Origin of the sequence: Streptomyces sp. enrichment culture, from assembly GCF_964272895.1 — a bacterium.
In the GTDB taxonomy this organism is placed as follows: Bacteria; Actinomycetota; Actinomycetes; order Streptomycetales; family Streptomycetaceae; genus Streptomyces.
Genome location: NZ_OZ186832.1, coordinates 2,142,847 through 2,163,180 on the forward strand (window position 1 = coordinate 2,142,847; position 20,334 = coordinate 2,163,180).

Below are 20,334 nucleotides of genomic sequence, written 5' to 3' on the forward strand. Positions count from 1 at the left end.
GGGGTTGAGCTCCTGGCTGTGGGGTGGTGCACCATGCGCAGTCGTCTCCGGGGTGACCGGCGGTTGACCGTGCGGGTCGCGTTCTACTCGCAGCTGTTCGGCGGGGGCCGCAGGGACCAGAACACCGCGGTGGTGTTCCTCGGGGTCATGGGGGTGTCCGCGGCCGTGTACGCGATCAGCTTCCTGCTGATCCGGGCCCTGTCGCGGTACCGGGAGCTGGCCGCCGACCGGGCCGCGGCGCTGCTCACCGGCCGCCCCTCGGTGCTGGCGTCGGCGCTGACGAAGGTCACCGGTGACATCGCGCGGATCCCGACGAAGGACCTGCGGACCGTCCATGCCTTCAACGCCTTCTACTTCACCCCGGCGCTCGGCGACGGTCTCTCGCGGCTGTTCTCCACCCACCCCATGCTCGAGCAGCGGCTGGAGCAGCTCGGGCGGATCTCCGGTGAGCTGGGCGAGGCCGGCGAGCCGGGAAAGGGCAGGCTGACATGAGGCTGCTGGACATCCTCCTCGGCCGTACGAAGCCGGTCGCACCCGATCTCGAGCTGTTCGCGCTGCCGTCGGCGGCGGTGACCCTCCAGGCCGCGGCGGGACTCGAGCCGACCGGGCAGGGGGCGGTGTGCTTCGCCACCGTCGAGGGCGCGGCGTTCGAGCAGACCCACCGCGAGGTGCGGGCGCTGCTGGACGCGGACACCGGGCGCGCGGGGTCGCCGGTGGTGCTGGAGCGGGACGCCTACGGCTACTCGTGGCTGGTGTCGCACCGCTCCCCCGACGAGCTGCCGGAGCTCGTCAACGATCTGCACGCGGTGAACAGCTCCCTGGAGGCGGGCGGCTTCGGACCTCAGCTGCTGTGCTCGCTGGCGGGCTTCCGCGGCGACGACGGCCGCGTACTGGCGCTGGTGTACCTGTACAAGCGCGGTACGTTCTATCCGTTCGCGCCGCTGCCCGGTGAACGCCGGGACAGCGCCCTGGAGTTGCGGGTGAAGGCGGCGCTCGTGGACGAGTTGCGCATCGAGGGCGACCTCGGCCGCTGGTTCCCGTTGTGGGGAGCCCCCGGTCTGTGATCACCGGGAGCTCCCCCGAGTCGGTCTGGCTGGTGGGGCCGGTCTACCTGCCGCGCTCCTGGCGGCGGGCCTCGTGCGGGCGCTCGCGGCGATAGCGGCGCTCCCACTTGGCCTGCTGGTCACGGCGGGCCCGGTACGCCTGGTAGGTGGTGGGCGCGGACCCTGCTGAGGTCCCGCTCCCCGCCGCCGAGGAACCCCGCCCGTGCTGCGCGTACAGGTACAGCAGGGCGACGGCGACTAGCCACCAGACGTGGTCACCGAACCCCAGGACCACCAGGACGACGGTGCCGGCCATGACGAGACTGCCCATGGCTGGTGTCTTCCGTGGAGGTGGATGTGTGGGGTACGTCAAGACGTGCGACCAGCCTAGGAACGCGGCCACCCGGCCCGCATCCCGTTTTCCGGCGGGCCCCTGATCCAATGGGGACATGGGTGAACCGACCTTCTTCACACAGGCGTTCGACGGCGAGCTGCTCAGCGGTGCGTACGGCGGTGACGGCAGGGGCGATCCGGCGGCCACCGCCGTGCTGCTGCACGGGGCGGGCAACGGGAGCAAGGAGCGACTGCTGCCGCTGCTCGGCGAGTTCGTCGCGCAGGGCTGTGCGGCCCTCGCCCTCGACTTCTCCGGGCACGGCGAAAGCAGCGGGAAGCTGGCCGAGTTGAGTCTGCGGCGGCGCTTCGAGCAGGCGGTCGCGGTGATCGACGCGCGGGTGCCCGCGGGCGGCCCGCTGGTGCTGGTCGGGTTCAGCATGAGCGGGCAGACGGTGGCCGACCTGGCCGCGCACTACGGCGACCGGGTCGTGGCGCTCGGGCTGTGCGCGCCCGCCCTGTACGCGCGCGAGGCGTGGGACGTGCCGTTCGGGGAGGGCGACGGGCGGTTCAGCGAGATCATCCGCCGGCCGGAGGGCTGGCGCGACTCGGCCGGGCTCAGCGCCCTGCGGTCCTACGAGGGGCGGGCGGTGCTGGTCGTGCCGGGCACCGACCAGATCATCCCGCCGGCCGTCACCGAGGCCGTGCAGGACGCGCTCGCCGCCCGCGCCCGGTTCACCCGCCTCGACCTGCCGGACGCCGACCACTTCCTCGGCCTGTGGCTGCGCGACCACGCCGAGGACCGGCGGCGGTTGGTGACCGCCCTGCTGGCCGGCCTCGGCGACGGCGGCTGGACCGCCACCCGGTCCCGGGTGGCCGAGCAGCTCCCCGAAGGCCGTACGGTCACCGACTCCGGCCCGCTGTAAGGCGGTTGGAGCCCCCCGCTGCGGCGGCTCGCCCTCGACGACGGCACCGGCCTCGCCCTGCGGACCTTCGTCAAGCCGTTGCTCCGCCGCCACGCCCCCGGACAGCTCACCTGTGAGGCCGCCAGCCTGTCCCTGCTCGCCACGCGGGACGGCGGACAGCCGGGCCGGAGCCCGGCGTGCCGGTGATTGTCAGTGGTGTCGGTCAGGATGGCTCCGAGGGTCAGTGGGTCAGGCGTACGACGACGGGGAGGCCGGGATGGGTGAGGTGCGGCGGCACATCGGTGAGGCCGAGCGGCGGGCCCGGCTGGCGGTGCGGCACCGGCTGGCCGGCGGGGCGCGGGCGGACGGCGCCGCGGAGGTCGCGCGGTCGCTGGTGGCGCTGCACGGCACCGATCCGGCGACGGTGTTCCTGGCGGTGGGGGCGCGGCTGGCGGAGCCGCAGGACACGGTGGCGCAGACCGAGCGGGCCCTGTACGAGGACCGCTCCCTGGTCCGGATGCACGGCATGCGGCGCACGGTCTTCGTGTTCCCGGCGGAGCTGACGGCGGTGGTGCACGCGTCGACGGGGCTGACGGTCGCGGCGCGCGAGCGGGCGGATCTGCTCAAGCACATGGCGGCGGCCGGGGCGCCGGGGCCCGCGTGGCTGGCGGAGGTGGAGGAGTCGACGCTGGCCGCGCTGCGGCGGCGCGGTCAGGCGACGGCGGCCGAGCTGGCGGGGGACGAGCCGCGGCTGCGGGAGCAGTTCGTGTACGCGGCGGGCAAGAGCTACGAGGGCGTGCACACGGTGTCGACGCGGCTGCTGCGGGTGCTGGGCACCGAGGGCAAGGTGGTGCGCGGCCGCCCGCTGGGTTCATGGACGTCGAGCCAGTTCCGCTGGGCGCCCGCTCCCCCTCACCCCGAGCTGGAGGAGGCCGCCGCGCAGGCCGCGCTGCTGGAGCGCTGGCTGACGTGCTGCGGGCCGGCCACGGAGGCGGACCTGAAGTGGTGGACGGGCTGGAAGGTCACCGACGTACGGCGGGCGCTGGCCGCGATCGGCGCGCGGGAGGTGACGCTGGACGAGGGCACGGGCTATGTGGCGGACGGCGACGAGGAGGCGGTGACCGCTGCGCCCGAGCCGTGGGCGGCGCTGCTGCCCGCGCTGGACCCGACGGCGATGGCCTGGCAGCGGCGGGACTGGTATCTGGCGCCGGAGCTGCGCCCCGCCCTGTTCGACCGCAGCGGCAACGTCGGTCCCACGGTGTGGTGGGACGGCCGGGTCGTGGGCGGCTGGGCGCAGCGGCCCGGCGGGGAGATCGTCTGGCGGATCCTGGACCCCGCCGGCGTGGGCCGGGAGGCGGAGGCGGCGATCGCGGCGGAGGCGGAGCGGCTCCGGGGCTGGGTCGGTACGACCCGGCTGACGCCGCGCTTCCGGACGCCGCTGGAGCGGGAGTTGGCGGGATGAGCCGGCGGGGTGGCGCGGGCGACGCCGGGCGCCCCTGTCTCTCGGGAGCGCCCGGCGTCCGGGATCAGCGGCTGTAGCGCATCAGCGCCCGGACCATGTGGCAGGTCGTGTCCGAGGGCGGGTGCACGCCGATCTGCTCGGCGGCGGTGCGTATGGTCTCGTTGCGGGCCTGGTGGGGCGTGTAGACGCCCAGGTCGAGCAGGGCGATGGCCAGACGCATCGCCTTCAGGCGGCGGTTGTGGGTGATGTACCACTCGCGCGGGCGGCCCGGCGGCAGCGGCCGCTTCTGCACCGGCGCGTACGGCAGGTCGAGCTGGACGGGACGCTGGGCGGTGGACTGGGTCGGCAGCGGCTTCGGCTTCAGTGCGGCAGCGGGCACGGGCATCCTCCTGTCGCGGTCAGGGCGGCCCTCCGGGACCTTCGGACGGTCCCGGTGTCACCCTCGAACACTGCCTCCATTCTACTGCCGGGCACTGACAATCAGGGGGTCCGAACGACTCCGAAATCCCCAGGTCAGCAACGGAACTGTCACCGTGTCACACGGGTTGCGGAGGCGGGCGGGAGGCGCCGAGAAAATCGAACACGGAGGGCCGGGCGGCCTGCCCCCGGCACGCGTGCGGCGCCCCCGGCGACCACGCCGGTACCGTGAGCGCATGGAGATCTGGATCAACCCCGCCTGTTCCAAGTGCCGCAGCGCCGTCAGCCTGCTCGACGCGGAGGGTGCCGAGTACACCGTGCGGCGCTATCTGGAGGACGTGCCCAGCGCGGACGAGATCAGGGAGGTGCTGGAGCGGCTCGGCCTGGAGCCGTGGGACATCACGCGGACGCAGGAGGCCGTCGCCAAGGAGCTCGGGCTGAAGGAGTGGCCGAGGGACGAGTCCGCCCGCGACCGCTGGATCACCGCGCTCGCCGAGCACCCGAAGCTGATCCAGCGGCCGATCATCACGGCGGACGACGGGTCGGCCGTGGTGGGGCGCACGGACGAGGCGGTCCGGGACGCGCTGTCCCGGAAGTGACGAACGCGCCCTCGCTCACGTCTGCGCCTGCGTCTGCGTCTGTGTCTGCGTCTGTGTCTGTGTCTGTGTCTGCTTCAAGTGGACCCGCCTCGGGCGGGCCCGGCCCAACTGCCTTGTGACGCAGGTTACTTCGCCTGATGCGGGTGACCGCTGAGTAACTCCCTCCGGGGTCCCGTACATAGCGGCGTACTCTCCCCGACTCCCAGGAGGCGCGCATGTCGCGTAGGAGAACGCTCAGTGCGAAGAAGAAGCTGGCGCTGCTGGTGAGCGCCGCGGCGGTGGCGGGAGGGGGCGCCTTCGTCATGGCGAGCACCTCGAACGCCGCGCAGTCGGCGAAGGACTCGACCGTCTGCCAGGGCCTCGCCACCGCCCTCGGCAACAACCAACGGTTCATCGAGGGCCAGCGGGCCAACCCCGACGCCCAGTCGGCGGCCCGGATCGCCAACCGCGAGGCCGTCATCGAGCAGATCGAGCGGCAGCAGGAAGCGGCCGGATGCGTCGTTGGGGAGTCGGCTCAGGGCTCCCAGGCGGGGCAGGGCGGCGGGCAGGGACAGCAAGGCGGAGGTCAGGGACAGCAGGGCGCTCAGCAGGGCCAGCAGGGCGGAGAGCAGGGGGGCGGCGCAGAGCAGTCCGCACCGCCCGCCGATGATGCCGCCCAGCCGCCCGCAGCCGCCGGGGAGCAGGTCTGCAACGGCTCCACCGTCACCCTGTCCGGCGAGGGCGGCGCCCCGGCCGCGTCCAGCAACCAGTTCCCGGCCGGTACGAAGCTCGAGGTCACCAACCTCGACAACGACAAGTCCACCACCGTCGAGGTCACCTCGGTCTCCGGCAGCTGTGTGCTGCTGAACAACGCCGCCTTCGAACAGGTCCGCGAGCCCGGCAAGTTCCTGATCCGCCGGGCGCTGATCGAGAAGGTGGGGTGAGGCTCAGCCGGACAGGAAATCGCTGAGGCGGCGGGCCAGGTCGTCCGGCGCGGACTGCGGCAGGGCGTGGTGGGAGAGGTCCCCGAGGATCTCGGTCTCCGCGCGCGGCAGCAGTTCGGCCGCCCGGTCCGCCACCGCATACGTGTCATGGGTCCTGCTGCTCCCGGCCAGGAGCAGCAGGACCGGCACGTCCAGGCCGCGCAGCGCCTCGGGGGCCGGGCGCGGTCCGGTCACCGGCTTCGCGGAGGGGAAGCCGGCGGCGGCCTCCTGGAGGCGGAGCCAGTCGGGGTCCAGGGGGGCGCCCCCGGTCTCCCACTCCAGGAAGGCCCGCACCCGGCGCGGTGAGGGCCGCAGCAGCACCGGCAGGGCCTTCAGCAGGTACGCCGCCTTGAACCCGGCGAAACATCCGGTCGGGTCCAGGAGGAACAGGCGGCGCACCCGCGCGGGCGCGTGCAGCGCGTGGTGCAGGGCGATCCAGGCGCCGTAGGAGTGCCCGCCGACGTCGGCCGACTCGAGGCCGAGGCCGTCCAGCAGGGCGTTCAGCCAGGCGGTGAGATCGGCGACCGTGCGCAGGGGGCGGTCGCCGGTGCGCGCGCTGCGGCCGGGGGCGCCGACCAGGTCGACGGCGTGCACCCGGTGGGTGCGGGCCAGCTCACCGGCCTGCGCGTACCAGGAGGCGGAGGTCGCGCCCCCGCCGCCGGGCAGCAGCACCAGCGGGCGCCCGTCGCGCGGGCCGCAGACATGGACGTACGTCGTCCCGTACGGCGTGTCCGTCTCGGTCGCCTCCCGGTCGGCCGGCCACTTCGCCATGACCTTGTCGTACGCGGAGAGGAACCCGTCGCTGTCGTACGTGCTCATGGCATCACACCTTCGAGGCTATTATCTCGCTCAGCGAGATTGTCATGGAGCGAGATGATAGCCGGAGAGGACCAGGGATGCAGGACCAGGGACCCGAGATGGAGATCGTCCATCTGCTGCGCGCAACGACGGTCGAACTCGGGCTGCACAGCGCGCGGTTCGCGAACCGGAACGGCATGCATCCGACGGACGTCCGCGCCCTGATCGCGCTCATGGACGCCGCGCGCGCGGGCGAGGAGCTGACCGCCGGGCGGCTCGGGGCCGCGCTGGGGCTGAACTCGGCAGGGACGACGGCCCTGGTCGACCGGCTGGAGCGGGCCGGGCATGTGCGTCGGGTGCGCGGCGAGCGGGACCGGCGCCAGGTCGTCGTCCAGGTCGAGGAGCGGGCCGTCGAGCTGGGCTGGGCCTTCTTCGGACCGCTCATCGGGCGGGCCGTGGAACTGCTGACGGAGTGCGACGAGCGGGAGCGGGCGGCGATCCGGCGGTTCCTGGAGGGCGTACGGGAGGCGGCGGCGCAGGCGGGGACCGACGGGGAGGCGGACGCCGGGTGACCCGGCCCGCGCGCCGCCTGTGTCTCCCTCGCATGCAGCCGCCTGCGTTCCCCTCGCATGCAGCCGCCTGTGTTCCCCTCGCATACAGGCGCGGACACCACACACCTCTGCGACTGCGAACCGCACACGTTCGCGGCCCGCCGCTCACCCGGCGCGCCCTCACGGCGTGAGATGGGGCACACCATGGCCAGGTAACACGGGGTTCACATTCGAGCAATGACCGGGAAATCGCCTGTTGGCAGGCTCCCTCGCATCGACGGCGGCGCTCCGGTGCCGCAGCGCCGCAGCACCCGCAAGTGCGCCTGACCCACCCCCGAAGGAAGTGGCCCGTGACCTTCAAGGCTGAGTACATCTGGATCGACGGCACCCAGCCGACCGCCAAGCTCCGCTCCAAGACCAAGATCATCGCGGGTGAGCCCGCCGGTCTGGACGCGCTGCCGATCTGGGGCTTCGACGGGTCCTCCACGAACCAGGCCGAGGGCCACTCCTCCGACCGCGTCCTCAAGCCGGTCTTCACCTGCCCGGACCCGATCCGCGGCGGCGACGACATCCTCGTCCTGTGCGAGGTCCTGAACATCGACATGACGCCGCACGAGTCCAACACCCGTGCCGCGCTCGCCGAGGTCGCCGAGCGGTTCGCCGCGCAGGAGCCGATCTTCGGCATCGAGCAGGAGTACACCTTCTTCGACGGCGCCCGTCCGCTCGGCTTCCCCGAGGGCGGCTTCCCGGCCCCGCAGGGCGGCTACTACTGCGGTGTCGGCGCCGACGAGATCTTCGGCCGCGAGATCGTCGAGAAGCACCTCGACAACTGCCTCGCCGCGGGTCTCGGCATCTCCGGCATCAACGCCGAGGTCATGCCCGGTCAGTGGGAGTTCCAGGTCGGCCCGCTGGCCCCGCTGGAGGTCTCCGACCAGCTGTGGGTCGCCCGCTGGCTGCTCTACCGCACCGCCGAGGACTTCGGCATCTCCGCCACCCTCGACCCCAAGCCGGTCAAGGGCGACTGGAACGGCGCCGGCGCGCACACCAACTTCTCCACCAAGGCGATGCGCGAGGGCTACGACGCGATCATCACCGCGTGCGAGTCGCTCGGTGAGGGCTCCAAGCCGCTCGACCACGTCAAGAACTACGGTGCCGGCATCGACGACCGCCTGACCGGTCTGCACGAGACCGCCCCGTGGGACAAGTACTCCTACGGCGTCTCCGACCGCGGCGCCTCGGTCCGCATCCCGTGGCAGGTCGAGAAGGACGGCAAGGGCTACATCGAGGACCGCCGTCCGAACGCCAACGTCGACCCGTACGTCGTGACCCGCCTCCTCGTCGACACCTGCTGCTCGGCGCTGGAGAAGGCCGGCCAGGTCTGATCCACCGGATCCCGTGAGGGGCGTCCACCGCGAAGGTGGGCGCCCCCTTGCCGTGTCTGCTTCAATGGGGGGCATGGCCAGCTTCCAGAAGTGCACCGCGACAGGTCGCCATGACCTCGAGCCCTTCTGGCCCTCCCGTCAGCACCACGACTTCGACCGGGTGTATTGCCGCGCGACGAACGCGCGCGCCCGGTAGAGCCGTTCCTCCCCCGGCCCCGGGCCCCGCGCGCACCGGCGTACGTCCCTCCCGACGACCCTCTCGCGCGAAAGAGCTGACCTCCCATGGCGACCTCCCCTTCCCTGACCGCCCTTCCCGCACCCTCCGAGCACACCGCGCGGCACCGGCTGCGAGCCGTCGGCCCGGACGACGTACCGGAGTTGGCGGACCTGCTGCCGCCGGGCGCCACCTGGCTGCCCGCTCCCCCGCACGCCCTGCCCGCCCTGCCGGGCCGTCCTCCGATGGTCGGCTATCTGCTGCTCGTCCCGGCCGACCAGCAGCCGCCCCTGCCCCGCCGGGCCGCCGAGGCGGACCCCGCGGGCGACGACCCCCTCGTCCGCGTCGACACCGTCCGGCGCACCGCGGAGGTCGGCGGACGCGCACTCGACCTGACCTACCTGGAGTTCGAACTGCTGGCCCATCTGGTCGCGCACCCGCACCGGGTGCACACCCGCGACCATCTGGTGACCACGGTCTGGGGGTACGGCCATGTCGGCGACGGCCGCACGGTCGACGTCCACATCGCCCGGCTGCGCCGCAAGCTGGGCGCCGAGCACCGGCAGGCGATCCAGACGGTACGGCGGGTCGGCTACAAGTACACGCCGCCCACCCGTTCTGCCCTCGGCTAAGGCCACTTCCCCCGCCCGCCCGCGGGAGGCAGAGTCACCGGCATGAGACTTCTGGTGCTGGGTGGTTCGCATTTCGCGGGACGGGCCGTCGTGGAGGCGGCGCTCGGGCGCGGCTGGGACGTGACGGTGTTCAACCGGGGGCGGGAGGCACCGGCCCCCGGAGTGCGGTCGCTGACCGGTGACCGCACCGCGCCCGGCGGCCTGGACGCCCTCGCCGGCGGCGAGTGGGACGCGGTCGTGGACACCTGGTCGGCCGCGCCCCGCGCGGTCCGGGACGCGGCCCGGCTGCTGCGCGGGCGCGCGGGACGGTATGTGTACCTGTCGAGCTGCTCGGTGTACGAGTGGGCCCCGCCCGCCGGGTACACCGAGGACGCGGCCCTGGTGCGAGGAGCGGCCGCGGACGCCGGGCAGACCGACTACGCGCACGACAAGCGGGGCGGCGAACTCGCCGTGCTGGAGGCGTTCGGCGCGGACGCCTCGGTCCTCGCCCGGTCGGGGCTGATCCTCGGACCGTACGAGAACATCGGCCGGCTGCCGTGGTGGCTGAACCGGATCGCGCGGGGCGGTCCGGTGCTGGCGCCGGGCCCCCGGGAGCTGCCGATCCAGTTCGTCGACGTCCGTGACCTGGCCGAGTGGCAGCTGGACGCGGTGGAACAGGGGCTGAGCGGGCCGTACAACCTGATGAGCCCGCGGGGACACGCGACGATGGGCGCGCTGCTCGACGCCTGTGCCGAGGCCACCGGTGCCGCGGCCGAGCTGCGCTGGACCGACCCGGACACGGTTCTGGGCGCCGGCATCGAGCCGTGGGTCCAGCTGCCGGTGTGGGTGCCGCCGGACAGCGACCTGCACGAGGCGCTGCACTGCGGTGACGTCTCCCGTGCCGTCGCGGCGGGCCTGCGCTGCCGCCCGGTCGCCGAGACGGTCGCCGACACCTGGTCCTGGCTCCGGGCCATCGGCGGCACCGCCCCGCAGCGCCCGGACCGGCCGGCGGTCGGCCTGGACCCGGCGGTGGAGGCGAAGGTGCTCGCGTCCCTGGACCGAGGAAAGGCCCCGCGCCGCTGAACTCCCGTCGATTCGCGGGACGTTTGAACACCCGTGGGACTCCCTGCGTATGGAAGGGGGCCGCTTCACTCCTGTCGGGCGCCTCGATGCTGCCCCGCAAGGAAGTCAGAGGAGTTCCATGGGACGCAACACACGAAAACGCCGTACGCCGCTGGCCACCAAGGCCATAGCCGCATCGGCGGCCCTAGCGCTCGGTGGGGGCGGGCTGATCTGGGCGAACTTCTACGCTTCGGCGCACGAGGAGAACGACCAGCACTGGGGCGACCGGACGAAGGCGGCCTCCGCCCAGGTCGCCACGATCGACTGCCCGGACGTCGGCCAGCAGCTGTCGGACGTGCCGGACCGTGCCCGCGGCGAGGTCGACGGTGAACTGGCCACGCTTGACCAGCAGATCACCGAGGCGTACCAGCGCCTCACGACCACGCGGGACGCGCAGGCCCAGGACCCGAACTTCGTCCAGAACGCCATCCTCCAGCCGCTCAAGGACCGCCGGCAGGCGATCATCGACCGCATCCAGCTGGAGATCAACCGCGTCGGGGGCAGCGCCCCCGAAAGCCTCGACGGTCTGTCCGGCTGTACCGCCGCCCCCTCGGAGCAGCCGCAGACCAACGACGGCCAACAGGACGGCGACGGCCAGCAGCAGGACGACGGACAACAGCAGGACGACGGCCAGGGCGACCAGAACCAGGACGGCGACGGCCAGGACGGCGACGGCCAGAACGGCGACGGCCAGAACGGCGACGGCCAGGACGGCGGTCAGCAGGGCAACGGCGGTCAGGCCGGCAACGGCCCCGTCGCCGACGACTTCGTGGACATCACCACCGTCGAACCGAACGTCCAGCGGGTCCGCCTCGGCCGCAACGCCTCCACCGGCTCGTTCACCAGCAACTGCGGCGTGAACGAGAACAAGAAGTTCAACACCGACAACGTGATCGTCGCCCCCGGTGTCGTCAACGGCGCCCACCATCTGCACGACTACGTCGGCAACCAGGCCAACGACGCCTTCGCGAACAACGACACGTTCGCCGGCGCCGACACCACCTGCGCCAACCAGGGCGACAAGTCCTCCTACTACTGGCCGGTGCTGCGCGTGCAGGACGGCACGCAGGACTTCGACCAGGACAACGACGGCGGCGGCAAGGAGGGCAACGTCGGCCGGATCCTCCAGGCGAAGCAGGCGCAGATCAAGTTCGTCGGCAGCCCGAAGTCCAAGGTCGTGCCGATGCCGAAGTTCCTGCGGATCATCACCGGCGACGCCAAGGCGTTCACCAACGGCCCGGCGAACGCCAACGCCTCCTGGAGCTGCACCGGCTTCGAGGACCGCCAGCTGAAGGACAAGTACCCGATCTGCCCCGACGGCAGTGACGTGGTGCGCACCTTCAAGTTCCAGAGCTGCTGGGACGGCCAGAACACCGACAGCGCCAACCACCGCACCCATGTGGCGTTCGCCGACGCCGAGGGCCGCTGCCAGAACGGCTTCCAGGCCATCCCGCAGCTGGTGATGCGGCTGGTCTACGACGTCCAGGCGCCGGTGATCGAGAACGGCGAGGTGCGGAACGCGTTCGCGGTGGACGGGTTCCCCGAGCAGCTGCACAAGCCGATCACGGACCACGACGACTTCATCAACGTCTTCGACGAGGGCCTGATGGACAAGATGGTCCGCTGCATCAACTCCGGGGCGCGCTGCCGCTGACGGCTCCCCGACGAGCGGGTGGCGAGACCTCTCGCCACCCGCTTCCGCATGCGCTCCGGGGGGTGCCCCCCTAGTGGTGCGCCCGGCCCTCCTCCAGCGTGCCGCCGAGCGTCCCGCGCAGCGCGGTGACGACCTCGGGTTCGCCGACGGCGACCCACTTGCGGCCGACGAGATAGTGGCCGCCGTAGTCCTGGGCCTCCTCGATCCACTCCCGCTGGCCGCGGTCGGTGGCGAAGGTGGCGAGGACGAACCTGCCGTCGCCGTTGCGGCAGACGGCCTGACGGATCTCGTCGGCGTCGGTCTGCACATCCGGCTCGCAGCCGGCCTCCGCGGCCAGCCGCTCCAGGCTTCCGGTGGCGGTCGGCGGCACGGCCGCGGGCCCGTCCTGGGAGCCGCAGGCCGTCAGGGCCAGCAGCGCGGCGGCGATCATCGGTCGGGGCAGCCTCATGTGTTCCTCCGGACGGACGACGGACAGGCGGACGGCAGGGGGCCGACCGGCAGGCCGGTGCCCGACGTGCGATACGGCTGGGAGGCCCGCCGTGCTCAATTCCCGTGCCTCACCCGGCACACCCGTGCCAGGGTGGGACGGTGGACAAGAACTGGGAAGACCGTGTGACCGCCGCCTGGGCGACCTTCGACGACTACCCGGAGGAGGAGGCCGCCGCGTTCCGCGCGGTGATCGACGCGCTCGTCGCGGAACTGCCCGAGGACAGCCCCGACGGGCCCTTCGAGCTGGCCTGCGCCTGGGACTCGACGGGCCACTCCGACAAGGCGGTTCCGCTGTACCGGGAGGCACTGGCCCGGGGGCTGAGCGGGTACAAGGCGCGGCGGGCGAAGATCCAGCTGTCGTCGTCGCTGCGGAACATCGGGCAGCCGGAGGAGGGCGTCAAGCTGCTGACACCGGAACTGGACGCGCCGAGCGACGAGTTGGACGACGCGGTACGCGCGACCCTCGCCCTGTGCCTGTCCAGTCTGGGCCGCGACCGCGAGGGCCTGTCCCTCGTGCTCGGCGCGCTGGCGCCCCATCTGCCGCGCTACCAGCGGTCGATGGCCAACTACGCGCGGGAGCTGGTGGATCCGGGCGACTGAGTCCCCCGGCGGTCACCCGGGCGGCGGTGACCAACGCACGATTCGCTCGTTCTGCTGAACGTGCAGTCACAGGATGTCGCCCAGCGCCCCGCACCCGCCTCCGCCACCGAGCCCAGTGACCAGGTGGTCGACGTCGAGCAGGCCGAGGCCGCGCTCGTCGAGCACTATCCGCGGCTGGTCCGGCTGGCCTATCTGGTGCTTCCGCCGGCCCTCGGCCGCAGCCGCCGCGTCCTGACCGCGCACGCCCTCACCCAGCGGGCCCTGCCCCGCGGCCGGGTGACCGCGCCCGCCATCCCCGCGCAGGCCCAGCCGGGCGGGGGCGGCCGCAGCGGCGACCCGGGCTATGCCTTCGTACGGCTCAGGGTGCTGCGCTCGGCGCTGGAGGCGGGCCTGCCGCTGACCTTCCGGGCGTGGCCCCGGCGCGCCCGGCTGCCCTCGCCGCTGCCGCAGGTGTGGGGTCTGAAGCTGTTCCCGCGCTCGGGCGGGGCCGACGAACTCGCCCTGGACCAGCGGTTGTCGGCGCTCTCCGCCGAGGCGCGCGCCGCCTATGTGCTGCGCGGTCTGGAGCGGCTGGGGGACGCCGATGTGCGCCGGGTCCTCGACGCCGCCGGGGCCGCCGACCCGGACGCGGCGCTGGCCGAGGCCGACGGGGTGCCCGCGCAGTACGCGCTGCTGGAGTCCCCCGAGTTCGACGCCTGCTCGCTGCAGGCGCGGCCCACCGATCTGATGCGGCGCCGCCAGCACGTCAAGGCCGCGCTCGCCGCTACCGCGGCCCTCGCGGTGTGCGGGGCGCTGCTCGGGCTGCCCGGCGACACCTGGGGCCAGGACGGGGCCGCGGCACCGCCGTACGCGCGCAACCCCTCCGCAGAGGCGGCGCTGGACCCGGCGAAGCTGCTGAAGGTGGCGCCGGCCGCCTGGCAGTCCTCCGCGCGCACCGACTTCTCGGTGTGGCCGGCCCGCGGTGACCTCGTCGGCGACAAGGCCCTGCTGCGCCGGGCGCTCGCGGTGTGGGCGCGGCCCGGCGAGCGGGTGCAGGTGTCGGTGACGCCGGGCACCCCGTCGGGCGGCCCGCCCGGCCCGGCGCAGCTGCTGTACGCCGGGAGCGTCGACAACGCGCGCGTGGTGATCCTCTACGACGGTCTGCGCATCGCCCGGTACGCGGAGCCGAAGAACGGCACGGCCGGGGCGGCGCTGGACTTCGCGCGGGTCGACGCGGCGAGCGGGGCCGAGGCGAGCGCCGTGGTGCTGGAGCGGACCGACGGGAACGTGCGGTATCTGACGGCGCCGTGGGTGACGAGGGCGGCCGAGCGGGATCTGCTGAAGCCGGGGTCGGGGGCGATGGAGCTCACCCTGACCGACGGGATCACCTCGCCGCTGGCCAGCCCGGCCACCCGGACCGGCGCCTGTACGTCCTGGAACGTGCTGGAGCTGTCCGGCCGGGACGGTACGCGGCTGGCGAGCGACCTCGGGGAGCTGGTGCCGGCCCGGCTGACCACGGGACGGCCGGGGGCGGTGCGGGATGTGACCGGCGCCAGGGCGCTGCGCGGCTGGGCGCCCTACGCGTGCTCGCTGGCGGAGCTGCGGGGGCAGGGGGTGCGGACGGTGAATACGTGGAGGTACGCGTCCCAGCCGCTGCCGGACGCCGGCGGGACCGGCGAGTGGGTGTGCACCCGGGCGGAGACCTGGCGGGGCGGCGGGACGCGGGCGCTGGCGCAGTTCCGTACGCCGGGCGGGGTGTACGGGGCGGTGGTGGCGAAGGCCGAGAACGTCCCGGCGTGCGGTCCGCGCGATCCCCATGTGCTGGCGGGGGTGTTGTGGAGGTCGGAGGCCGACGGGTGGTACCTGCTGGCCGCCGGCAGCCGGGAGGTGGCCTCGGTGGAGGTGCGCGGCGGCGTGAAGGGGTCCTCCGGGAGCAACCTGCTGGCCGTGGACGCCGAGCAGGGCGCGCAGGCCGAGCTGAAGGGTGTGCTGGAGAGCGGGCGGGAGATCAGCGGGTTGCGTTAGGGGTGGTGCGGGGTCCGCCGCCGGCCGTCTCCGGGTGGTTCGTGGCTGGTCGCGCGGTTCCCCGCGCCCTTTGCCGGCGCCTGCGCGCCCCTCGTCGAGAAGTTCCCCGCACGAGGGTTCCCGTCCGGCTTACCCGTCAGTACATTGACAGCATGTCTAACAAGCAGGGCCGTCTCCCCCGGCCGGTCGATGACGAACGGGTGCCGCTCAAGGCGCGGAAGGTGTCCTTCGCCTGGGAGGACACGCCGCTGCACTGGGTGCCCGGCGATCCCTTCACCACGCACACCATCAATGTGCTGCATCTGCTGCTGCCGGCGGGTGAGCGGTGGTTCGTGCATGTGTACAAGCAGGTGCTGCCGTTTGTGCGGGACGAGCGGTTGCGGCAGGACGTGATCGGGTTCATCGGGCAGGAGGCGGTGCACTCCCAGGCCCATGACGAGGTGCTGCCCCACCTCAGGGAGCTGGGGCTGGATCCGACGCCGTACACCGCGCAGGTGGACTGGATGTTCGAGAAGCTGCTGGGCGACCGGACGCTGCCGCCGGGGCGGGCCCGGCGCTGGTGGCTGATGGAGCGGGTGGCGCTGATCGCGGCGATCGAGCACTACACGGCGTTCCTGGGCGACTGGGTGCTCAACGCCGAGGAGCTGGACCGGCGCGGGGCGGATCCGACGATGCTGGATCTGCTGCGCTGGCACGGCGCCGAGGAGGTCGAGCACCGGTCGGTGGCGTTCGACCTCTTCATGCATGTCGACGGCGGATACCGGCGCCGGGCGCGGACCTGGGCGACGGCGTTCGCGACGCTGGTGTTCCTGTGGCAGCGCGGGGTCCGGTTCTTCATGGAGAACGACCCGACGCTGCCGGCCGCCAAGCCGTCCTTCAAGGACTTCTATCTGCGGGGGCGGCAGGGCACCCTGCCCTCGACCGGCGCCATGCTGCGGTCGATCCCGACCTACCTCAGCCGCACGTACCACCCCTCGCAGGAGGGTTCCACCGCGCAGGCCGTGGCCTATCTGGCGTCCTCGCCGGCCGCGCTCGCCGCCGAGAAGGGGGCCGCGTGATGCCGAGGCCGATGACCGTACTGGCCGTCGCGGGCGGCGCCTATCTCGTACGGCGTGCTCTGCGCCGCCGTGTCCAGGCATCTCCCCTGTGGCCGATGCCCGCGCTGGAGGAGCCGGTCTCCGGGCGGCCGCGCTCACGGGCGCTGCGGCTGCTGGTGACCGCGCACGAGGAGATCGCCGACGGCGTCGTACGACTGCGCCTGGAGGGGCACGACCTGCCGCGCTGGGAGCCCGGCGCGCACCTGGACCTCGTCCTGCCGTCGGGGCTCGTGCGGCAGTACTCGCTGTGCGGCGACCCGGAGGACACCTCGTCCTATACGGTCGCCACCCGGCTGGTGCCGGACGGGCGGGGCGGGTCGCGCGAGGTGCACGAGCAGGTGCAGGCGGGCACCGAGCTGGAGGTGCGCGGGCCGCGCAACCGGTTCCCGCTGGTCGAGGCGCCCTCCTACGTGTTCGTCGCGGGCGGCATCGGGATCACCCCGGTGCTGCCGATGCTGCGGGCGCTGCCGGAGGGCACCGAGTGGCGGCTGCTGTACTGCGGGCGCAGCCGGGCGTCGATGCCGTTCCTGGAGGACGTGCTGAAGCTGGGCGGCGACCGGGTGACGGTGGTCGCCGAGGACGAGGCGGGCCTGCCCGACCTGGACGCCTTCCTCGGGGACGCGCCCGAGGGCGCCACCGTCTACTGCTGCGGGCCCGAGGGGCTGATGGCGGCCGTGCAGGAACGCGCGCCGGACGTCCGCCTGGAGCGGTTCACGCCCCGCACCTCCACCGACGGCAACCGGGAGTTCGAGGTCGAACTGGCCCGCAGCGGTCGGACGCTGACCGTGCCCGCCGACACCACCGTGCTGGCCGCGATCCGCACGGAGCTGCCGGACACCCTGTACTCCTGCGAGCAGGGCTTCTGCGGCACCTGCCAACAGCGGGTGCTGGAGGGCGAGGTGGACCACCGGGACGAGCTGCTGACGGACGGCGAGCGGGACGACTCGATGCTGATCTGTGTGTCCCGTGCCCGCAGTGAGCGCCTGGTGCTCGACATGTGAACGGATCTGGTGAATCGCGCGATCGGTCCGGCCCGTTCGGGGCCGGATCCGATCGGTAAAGTGTTCGCATGTCTACCGGGGTGCGCCGCAGGATGGGAGTCGAGGAGCGCCGGCAGCAGCTCATCGGGGTCGCCCTGGAGCTGTTCAGCCGCCGCTCCCCCGACGAGGTCTCCATCGACGAGATAGCGTCGGCCGCCGGTATCTCGCGCCCGCTGGTCTACCACTACTTCCCCGGCAAACTCAGCCTCTACGAGGCCGCGTTGAGGCGTGCCTCGGAGGATCTGGCGGGGCGGTTCACCGAGCCGCACGAGGGCCCGCTCGGGGCACGGCTGCTGCGGGTGATGGGCCGCTTCTTCGACTTCGTCGACGAGCACGGTCCCGGCTTCTCGGCCCTGATGCGCGGCGGCCCGGCCGTGGGCTCCTCGACGACGAACGCCCTCATCGACTCCGTCCGCCAGGCCGCCTACGAGCAGATCCTGGCCCACCTCGGCGTCACCGAGCCGCCCGCCCGCCTTGAGCTGGTGGTCCGCTCGTGGATCTCGCTCGCCGAGTCGACCGCGCTGATCTGGCTGGACGGGCGGCGCATCCCGCGCGCGGAACTGGAGCTCCAGCTGGTGCAGGACCTCGGCGCCCTGCTCGCGGTGAGCGCCGCGCACGACGCCGAGATGGCCGCCCTGCTGCGCCCGCTGCTGGAGGGGGAGCCGGGCGACGGTCCCTTCACCGACCTGCTCACCCGGCTGGTGCGGCTGGCCTCGTAGGTGGCGGTGCGCCCACGACGAGTAGGCGGTGGGGGCCCGGGCGCCGGATAATTTCTTCATGGACGGGCGTCCAGCCGGCCTGATCGGGGCGCGGATCGCGGGCTACCAGGTGGAGTGCGAGCTCGGCCGCGGGGGGATGGCCGTGGTGTACCGGGCGCGGGATCTGCGCCTGGAGCGCACGGTGGCGCTGAAGCTGCTGACCCCGGACATGGTCCGCAACGACACCTTCCGCCGTCGTTTCGCGCACGAGCAGCGGGTGGCCGCGGCGCTGGACCACCCGCACGTCGTGCCGATCTACGAGGCCGGTGAGACGGAGGGGGTCCTGTACATCGCCATGCGGTACGTGCCGGGACCGGATCTGCGGGCCCTGCTCGACCGGGAGGGCCCGCTGCCGGTCGGGACCGCGCTGCGGATCGCCGCGCAGGTGGCGTCCGCGCTGGACGCGGCCCATGACCACGGGCTGGTGCACCGGGACGTCAAGCCCGGCAATGTGCTGGTGGCGCGGGGAACGGACAGCGACCACCCCGAGCACGTCTATCTCACGGATTTCGGGCTGACGAAGAAGTCCCTGTCCCTGACCGGGTTCACGGCCGTGGGCGAGTTCGTCGGCACGCTCGACTATGTGGCGCCCGAGCAGATCGCGGGGCGCCCGGTGGACGGCAGGTGCGATCTGTACAGCCTGGCCTGCGTCGTCCACGAGGCCCTGGCGGGCGGGCCGCCCTTCCAGCGGGACGACAGCATGGAACTGCTGTGGGCGCACCAGTACGACCAGCCGCCCGCCCTGAGCGAGCGGCGGCCGGGGACGCCGCCGGACATGGACGACGTCATGGCCCGCGCGCTGGCCAAGGCGCCCGAGGACCGCTACGGGTCCTGCACGGAGTTCGTGGCGGCCCTGCGCGCCACGGCCCGGTCGGCGGAGCCGGCGCGCCCTCGGCAGCCCCAGGTCCCGGTCCGGGCCGAGCGGGATGCCGCGCCTGTTCCGCAGCCCCCCGCGTGGGCGCGGCCGGTCCTCACGCGCCCGCGCGATCACTGACGGCCCGTCAACCGGCCGTACACGCCGGACGGTTGGCGCGAGACGCGCCGCACCGCGGGCGGCACTCCGGGAGAGCTCCACCGGCACCCGCCCGCTTCTACCCGACGGCTCCGGCCCCGTCAAGTCCCGAGCCCTCGGAACATGACCCCGCCCGCCGGGGAGGGCCTACTGGAAGTGCGCCTCACCGGAAAGCCCGGAACGCAGGACGAGGCACCGAGGCACCGGCAGTGCCCCTCACTTCAGGAGAAGAAGACATGAGCACCGAGATCCGCACCAGCGAGAACGCCCGACCCAAGCGCCGCCTGAACATGGCCGCGGCCGTCACGGCGGCGGCGTTCGCCGCCGGAGGCGTGGTCCTCCCGGCCACGGCCGCCACCGCGGCCCCGGCGTCCCCGACGTCGGTGACCATGGCACCCACGCACCAGGACAAGCACAAGAAGCACAAGTGCTGGGGCAAGCACCACAAGAAGCATCACAAGCACCACGGGCACCACAAGCACCACGGCAAGCACCACAAGCCGTACTTCTGCTGGTGGGGCAAGCACAAGTTCTACTGGGACGACGACTACCAGATCTTCTACATCGTGGTGAAGCACCACAAGTGGTACTTCTGGGACAGCTTCAAGGACTACTACTGGTGGGAGAAGCACCACAACGACCACTACTGGAAGCACAAGCACCACGACGACGACTTCTGGCACGACAAGGACCACTGGAAGAAGGAGCACGAGGTCAAGGACAAGCACGAGGAGGAGAAGGAGAAGGACAAGCACGAGGACGAGATGAAGCCGGAGGAGGCTCCCGCCGAGGAGGCCCCGGCCGAGGAGGCGCCGGCTGAGGAGGCCCCCGCCGAGGAGGCTCCGGCGGAGGAAGCCCCGGCCGAGGAAGCCCCCGCGGAGGAAGCCCCGGCCGAGGAAGCCCCCGCGGAGGAGGCTCCGGCGGAGGAAGCCCCGGCTGAGGAAGCCCCGGCCGAGGAAGCCCCCGCCGAGGAGGCTCCGGCGGAGGAAGCCCCGGCCCAGGAGGCCCCGGCCGAGGAAGCCCCGGCTGAGGCACCGGCCCTGTAGGGCACGGACGGCGAGGGCGGGAAGCGGTGGTGACACCGCACCCGCCCTCGCCGGCCTTTCTCACCCCCCTGCCCCGAAAGGATCCAGCGACCATGGCCCCCCGTTTCTGGCAGCGCTCCTTCGCCCAGATAGCGCACCCCCGCTCGATCGCCCCCGGTGCCGTCTGCGCCCCCGTGCCGCCCCGCACCACGCCGGCGACGCGCCGGTCGTCGTACGGCCCCGGTCTGCGTCACCCGGC

The 20,334-nt window shown here is 72.9% G+C and carries 20 protein-coding genes and 2 pseudogenes; 18 read left to right on the forward strand and 4 right to left on the reverse strand.

Annotation, left to right across the window (positions count from 1 at the left end):
* Positions 1-63: 63 nt before the first annotated feature.
* Positions 64-492, forward strand: a pseudogene (locus ACSU6M_RS09725) (M48 family metalloprotease); the annotation flags it as partial.
* Entirely contained in the window at positions 489-1,064 is a 576-nt protein-coding gene (gene pspAB / locus ACSU6M_RS09730; RefSeq protein ID WP_437068753.1) for a PspA-associated protein PspAB, read from the forward strand. The pseudogene ACSU6M_RS09725 and the gene pspAB, both read left to right, overlap by 4 nt.
* 43 nt (positions 1,065-1,107) lie before the next feature.
* Here the strand turns inward: pspAB and ACSU6M_RS09735 are convergent, their stop codons facing one another.
* Positions 1,108-1,374: a hypothetical protein gene (locus ACSU6M_RS09735; protein WP_437068755.1), complete on the reverse strand. Its 267-nt coding sequence runs from the start codon at positions 1,372-1,374 to the stop codon at positions 1,108-1,110.
* Between the two features lie 118 nt (positions 1,375-1,492).
* Between ACSU6M_RS09735 and ACSU6M_RS09740 the strand changes: the two are divergent.
* Both ACSU6M_RS09740 and ACSU6M_RS09745 read left to right on the forward strand, forming a co-directional pair.
* A pseudogene (locus tag ACSU6M_RS09740) lies at positions 1,493-2,452 on the forward strand (alpha/beta hydrolase); the annotation flags it as partial.
* A 103-nt stretch (positions 2,453-2,555) separates the two neighbouring features.
* Positions 2,556-3,740 (forward strand): winged helix DNA-binding domain-containing protein, encoded by a 1,185-nt coding sequence (locus tag ACSU6M_RS09745; RefSeq protein ID WP_437068757.1) that lies wholly within the window; start codon positions 2,556-2,558, stop codon positions 3,738-3,740.
* A 64-nt stretch (positions 3,741-3,804) separates the two neighbouring features.
* Here ACSU6M_RS09745 and ACSU6M_RS09750 read toward each other — a convergent pair whose 3' ends face one another.
* Positions 3,805-4,119 (reverse strand): hypothetical protein, encoded by a 315-nt coding sequence (locus ACSU6M_RS09750; RefSeq protein WP_437068758.1) that lies wholly within the window; start codon positions 4,117-4,119, stop codon positions 3,805-3,807.
* Between the two features lie 274 nt (positions 4,120-4,393).
* On the opposite strand from ACSU6M_RS09750, the gene ACSU6M_RS09755 reads away from it, so the two are divergent.
* Entirely contained in the window at positions 4,394-4,756 is a 363-nt protein-coding gene (locus ACSU6M_RS09755; RefSeq protein WP_437068759.1) for an arsenate reductase family protein, read from the forward strand.
* Between the two features lie 215 nt (positions 4,757-4,971).
* Positions 4,972-5,679 (forward strand): hypothetical protein, encoded by a 708-nt coding sequence (locus ACSU6M_RS09760; protein WP_437068761.1) that lies wholly within the window; start codon positions 4,972-4,974, stop codon positions 5,677-5,679.
* Between the two features lie 3 nt (positions 5,680-5,682).
* On the opposite strand, the gene ACSU6M_RS09765 is transcribed toward ACSU6M_RS09760, so the two are convergent.
* Positions 5,683-6,537, reverse strand: a complete 855-nt coding sequence (locus ACSU6M_RS09765) for an alpha/beta fold hydrolase (RefSeq protein ID WP_437068763.1) — start codon at positions 6,535-6,537, stop codon at positions 5,683-5,685.
* Positions 6,538-6,614: 77 nt separating this feature from the next.
* On the opposite strand from ACSU6M_RS09765, the gene ACSU6M_RS09770 reads away from it, so the two are divergent.
* The 5 genes from ACSU6M_RS09770 (at position 6,615) to ACSU6M_RS09790 (ending at position 12,050) form a co-directional block, all read left to right on the forward strand.
* Positions 6,615-7,088 (forward strand): MarR family winged helix-turn-helix transcriptional regulator, encoded by a 474-nt coding sequence (locus tag ACSU6M_RS09770; RefSeq protein WP_437068765.1) that lies wholly within the window; start codon positions 6,615-6,617, stop codon positions 7,086-7,088.
* Between the two features lie 329 nt (positions 7,089-7,417).
* The gene (glnII, locus tag ACSU6M_RS09775; protein ID WP_437068767.1) at positions 7,418-8,449 is read left to right on the forward strand and encodes a glutamine synthetase; all 1,032 of its coding nucleotides are present in this window, start codon (positions 7,418-7,420) and stop codon (positions 8,447-8,449) included.
* Positions 8,450-8,731: 282 nt separating this feature from the next.
* The gene (locus ACSU6M_RS09780) at positions 8,732-9,295 is read left to right on the forward strand and encodes a winged helix-turn-helix domain-containing protein (RefSeq protein WP_437068769.1); all 564 of its coding nucleotides are present in this window, start codon (positions 8,732-8,734) and stop codon (positions 9,293-9,295) included.
* Between the two features lie 42 nt (positions 9,296-9,337).
* Positions 9,338-10,357 carry an NAD-dependent epimerase/dehydratase family protein gene (locus ACSU6M_RS09785; RefSeq protein ID WP_437068771.1) on the forward strand — a complete coding sequence of 340 codons (1,020 nt, stop codon included), beginning with the start codon at positions 9,338-9,340 and terminating at the stop codon, positions 10,355-10,357.
* A 118-nt stretch (positions 10,358-10,475) separates the two neighbouring features.
* Complete coding sequence (locus ACSU6M_RS09790; protein ID WP_437068773.1) at positions 10,476-12,050, forward strand: DUF1996 domain-containing protein; 1,575 nt, start codon at positions 10,476-10,478, stop codon at positions 12,048-12,050.
* A gap of 70 nt (positions 12,051-12,120) precedes the next feature.
* Here the strand turns inward: ACSU6M_RS09790 and ACSU6M_RS09795 are convergent, their stop codons facing one another.
* The gene (locus ACSU6M_RS09795; RefSeq protein WP_437068775.1) at positions 12,121-12,498 is read right to left on the reverse strand and encodes a hypothetical protein; all 378 of its coding nucleotides are present in this window, start codon (positions 12,496-12,498) and stop codon (positions 12,121-12,123) included.
* A 140-nt stretch (positions 12,499-12,638) separates the two neighbouring features.
* Here ACSU6M_RS09795 and ACSU6M_RS09800 point away from each other — a divergent pair, with 140 nt between their 5' ends.
* The 7 genes from ACSU6M_RS09800 to ACSU6M_RS09830 all read left to right on the forward strand — a co-directional run bounded on the left by ACSU6M_RS09800 (position 12,639) and on the right by ACSU6M_RS09830 (position 20,096).
* Positions 12,639-13,139, forward strand: a complete 501-nt coding sequence (locus ACSU6M_RS09800; protein ID WP_437068776.1) for a tetratricopeptide repeat protein — start codon at positions 12,639-12,641, stop codon at positions 13,137-13,139.
* Positions 13,140-13,199: 60 nt separating this feature from the next.
* Positions 13,200-15,143 carry a hypothetical protein gene (locus ACSU6M_RS09805; RefSeq protein ID WP_437068780.1) on the forward strand — a complete coding sequence of 648 codons (1,944 nt, stop codon included), beginning with the start codon at positions 13,200-13,202 and terminating at the stop codon, positions 15,141-15,143.
* Between the two features lie 152 nt (positions 15,144-15,295).
* Positions 15,296-16,201, forward strand: coding sequence for a metal-dependent hydrolase (locus tag ACSU6M_RS09810; protein ID WP_437068781.1), 906 nt, complete (start codon positions 15,296-15,298; stop codon positions 16,199-16,201).
* Complete coding sequence (locus ACSU6M_RS09815) at positions 16,201-17,241, forward strand: PDR/VanB family oxidoreductase (protein ID WP_437068783.1); 1,041 nt, start codon at positions 16,201-16,203, stop codon at positions 17,239-17,241. The genes ACSU6M_RS09810 and ACSU6M_RS09815 overlap by 1 nt, the downstream gene beginning before the upstream one ends.
* 68 nt (positions 17,242-17,309) lie before the next feature.
* Entirely contained in the window at positions 17,310-17,999 is a 690-nt protein-coding gene (locus tag ACSU6M_RS09820) for a TetR/AcrR family transcriptional regulator (RefSeq protein WP_437068785.1), read from the forward strand.
* A gap of 58 nt (positions 18,000-18,057) precedes the next feature.
* Positions 18,058-19,032 carry a serine/threonine-protein kinase gene (locus ACSU6M_RS09825; RefSeq protein ID WP_437068787.1) on the forward strand — a complete coding sequence of 325 codons (975 nt, stop codon included), beginning with the start codon at positions 18,058-18,060 and terminating at the stop codon, positions 19,030-19,032.
* A 254-nt stretch (positions 19,033-19,286) separates the two neighbouring features.
* Positions 19,287-20,096: a hypothetical protein gene (locus tag ACSU6M_RS09830; protein WP_437068789.1), complete on the forward strand. Its 810-nt coding sequence runs from the start codon at positions 19,287-19,289 to the stop codon at positions 20,094-20,096.
* Positions 20,097-20,334 lie beyond the last annotated feature (238 nt).

What these genes read in the sequence shown, in the direction of transcription:
- pspAB (WP_437068753.1), top strand. Translation starts at nt 489, where the DNA reads ATGAGGCTGCTGGACATCCTCCTCGGCCGTACGAAGCCGGTCGCACCC.
- ACSU6M_RS09735 (WP_437068755.1), bottom strand. Translation starts at nt 1,374, where the DNA reads ATGGGCAGTCTCGTCATGGCCGGCACCGTCGTCCTGGTGGTCCTGGGG.
- ACSU6M_RS09745 (WP_437068757.1), top strand. Translation starts at nt 2,556, where the DNA reads ATGGGTGAGGTGCGGCGGCACATCGGTGAGGCCGAGCGGCGGGCCCGG.
- ACSU6M_RS09755 (WP_437068759.1), top strand. Translation starts at nt 4,394, where the DNA reads ATGGAGATCTGGATCAACCCCGCCTGTTCCAAGTGCCGCAGCGCCGTC.
- ACSU6M_RS09760 (WP_437068761.1), top strand. Translation starts at nt 4,972, where the DNA reads ATGTCGCGTAGGAGAACGCTCAGTGCGAAGAAGAAGCTGGCGCTGCTG.
- ACSU6M_RS09765 (WP_437068763.1), bottom strand. Translation starts at nt 6,537, where the DNA reads ATGAGCACGTACGACAGCGACGGGTTCCTCTCCGCGTACGACAAGGTC.
- ACSU6M_RS09770 (WP_437068765.1), top strand. Translation starts at nt 6,615, where the DNA reads ATGCAGGACCAGGGACCCGAGATGGAGATCGTCCATCTGCTGCGCGCA.
- ACSU6M_RS09780 (WP_437068769.1), top strand. Translation starts at nt 8,732, where the DNA reads ATGGCGACCTCCCCTTCCCTGACCGCCCTTCCCGCACCCTCCGAGCAC.
- ACSU6M_RS09785 (WP_437068771.1), top strand. Translation starts at nt 9,338, where the DNA reads ATGAGACTTCTGGTGCTGGGTGGTTCGCATTTCGCGGGACGGGCCGTC.
- ACSU6M_RS09790 (WP_437068773.1), top strand. Translation starts at nt 10,476, where the DNA reads ATGGGACGCAACACACGAAAACGCCGTACGCCGCTGGCCACCAAGGCC.
- ACSU6M_RS09795 (WP_437068775.1), bottom strand. Translation starts at nt 12,498, where the DNA reads ATGAGGCTGCCCCGACCGATGATCGCCGCCGCGCTGCTGGCCCTGACG.
- ACSU6M_RS09810 (WP_437068781.1), top strand. Translation starts at nt 15,296, where the DNA reads ATGTCTAACAAGCAGGGCCGTCTCCCCCGGCCGGTCGATGACGAACGG.
- ACSU6M_RS09815 (WP_437068783.1), top strand. Translation starts at nt 16,201, where the DNA reads ATGCCGAGGCCGATGACCGTACTGGCCGTCGCGGGCGGCGCCTATCTC.
- ACSU6M_RS09820 (WP_437068785.1), top strand. Translation starts at nt 17,310, where the DNA reads ATGTCTACCGGGGTGCGCCGCAGGATGGGAGTCGAGGAGCGCCGGCAG.
- ACSU6M_RS09825 (WP_437068787.1), top strand. Translation starts at nt 18,058, where the DNA reads ATGGACGGGCGTCCAGCCGGCCTGATCGGGGCGCGGATCGCGGGCTAC.
- ACSU6M_RS09830 (WP_437068789.1), top strand. Translation starts at nt 19,287, where the DNA reads ATGAGCACCGAGATCCGCACCAGCGAGAACGCCCGACCCAAGCGCCGC.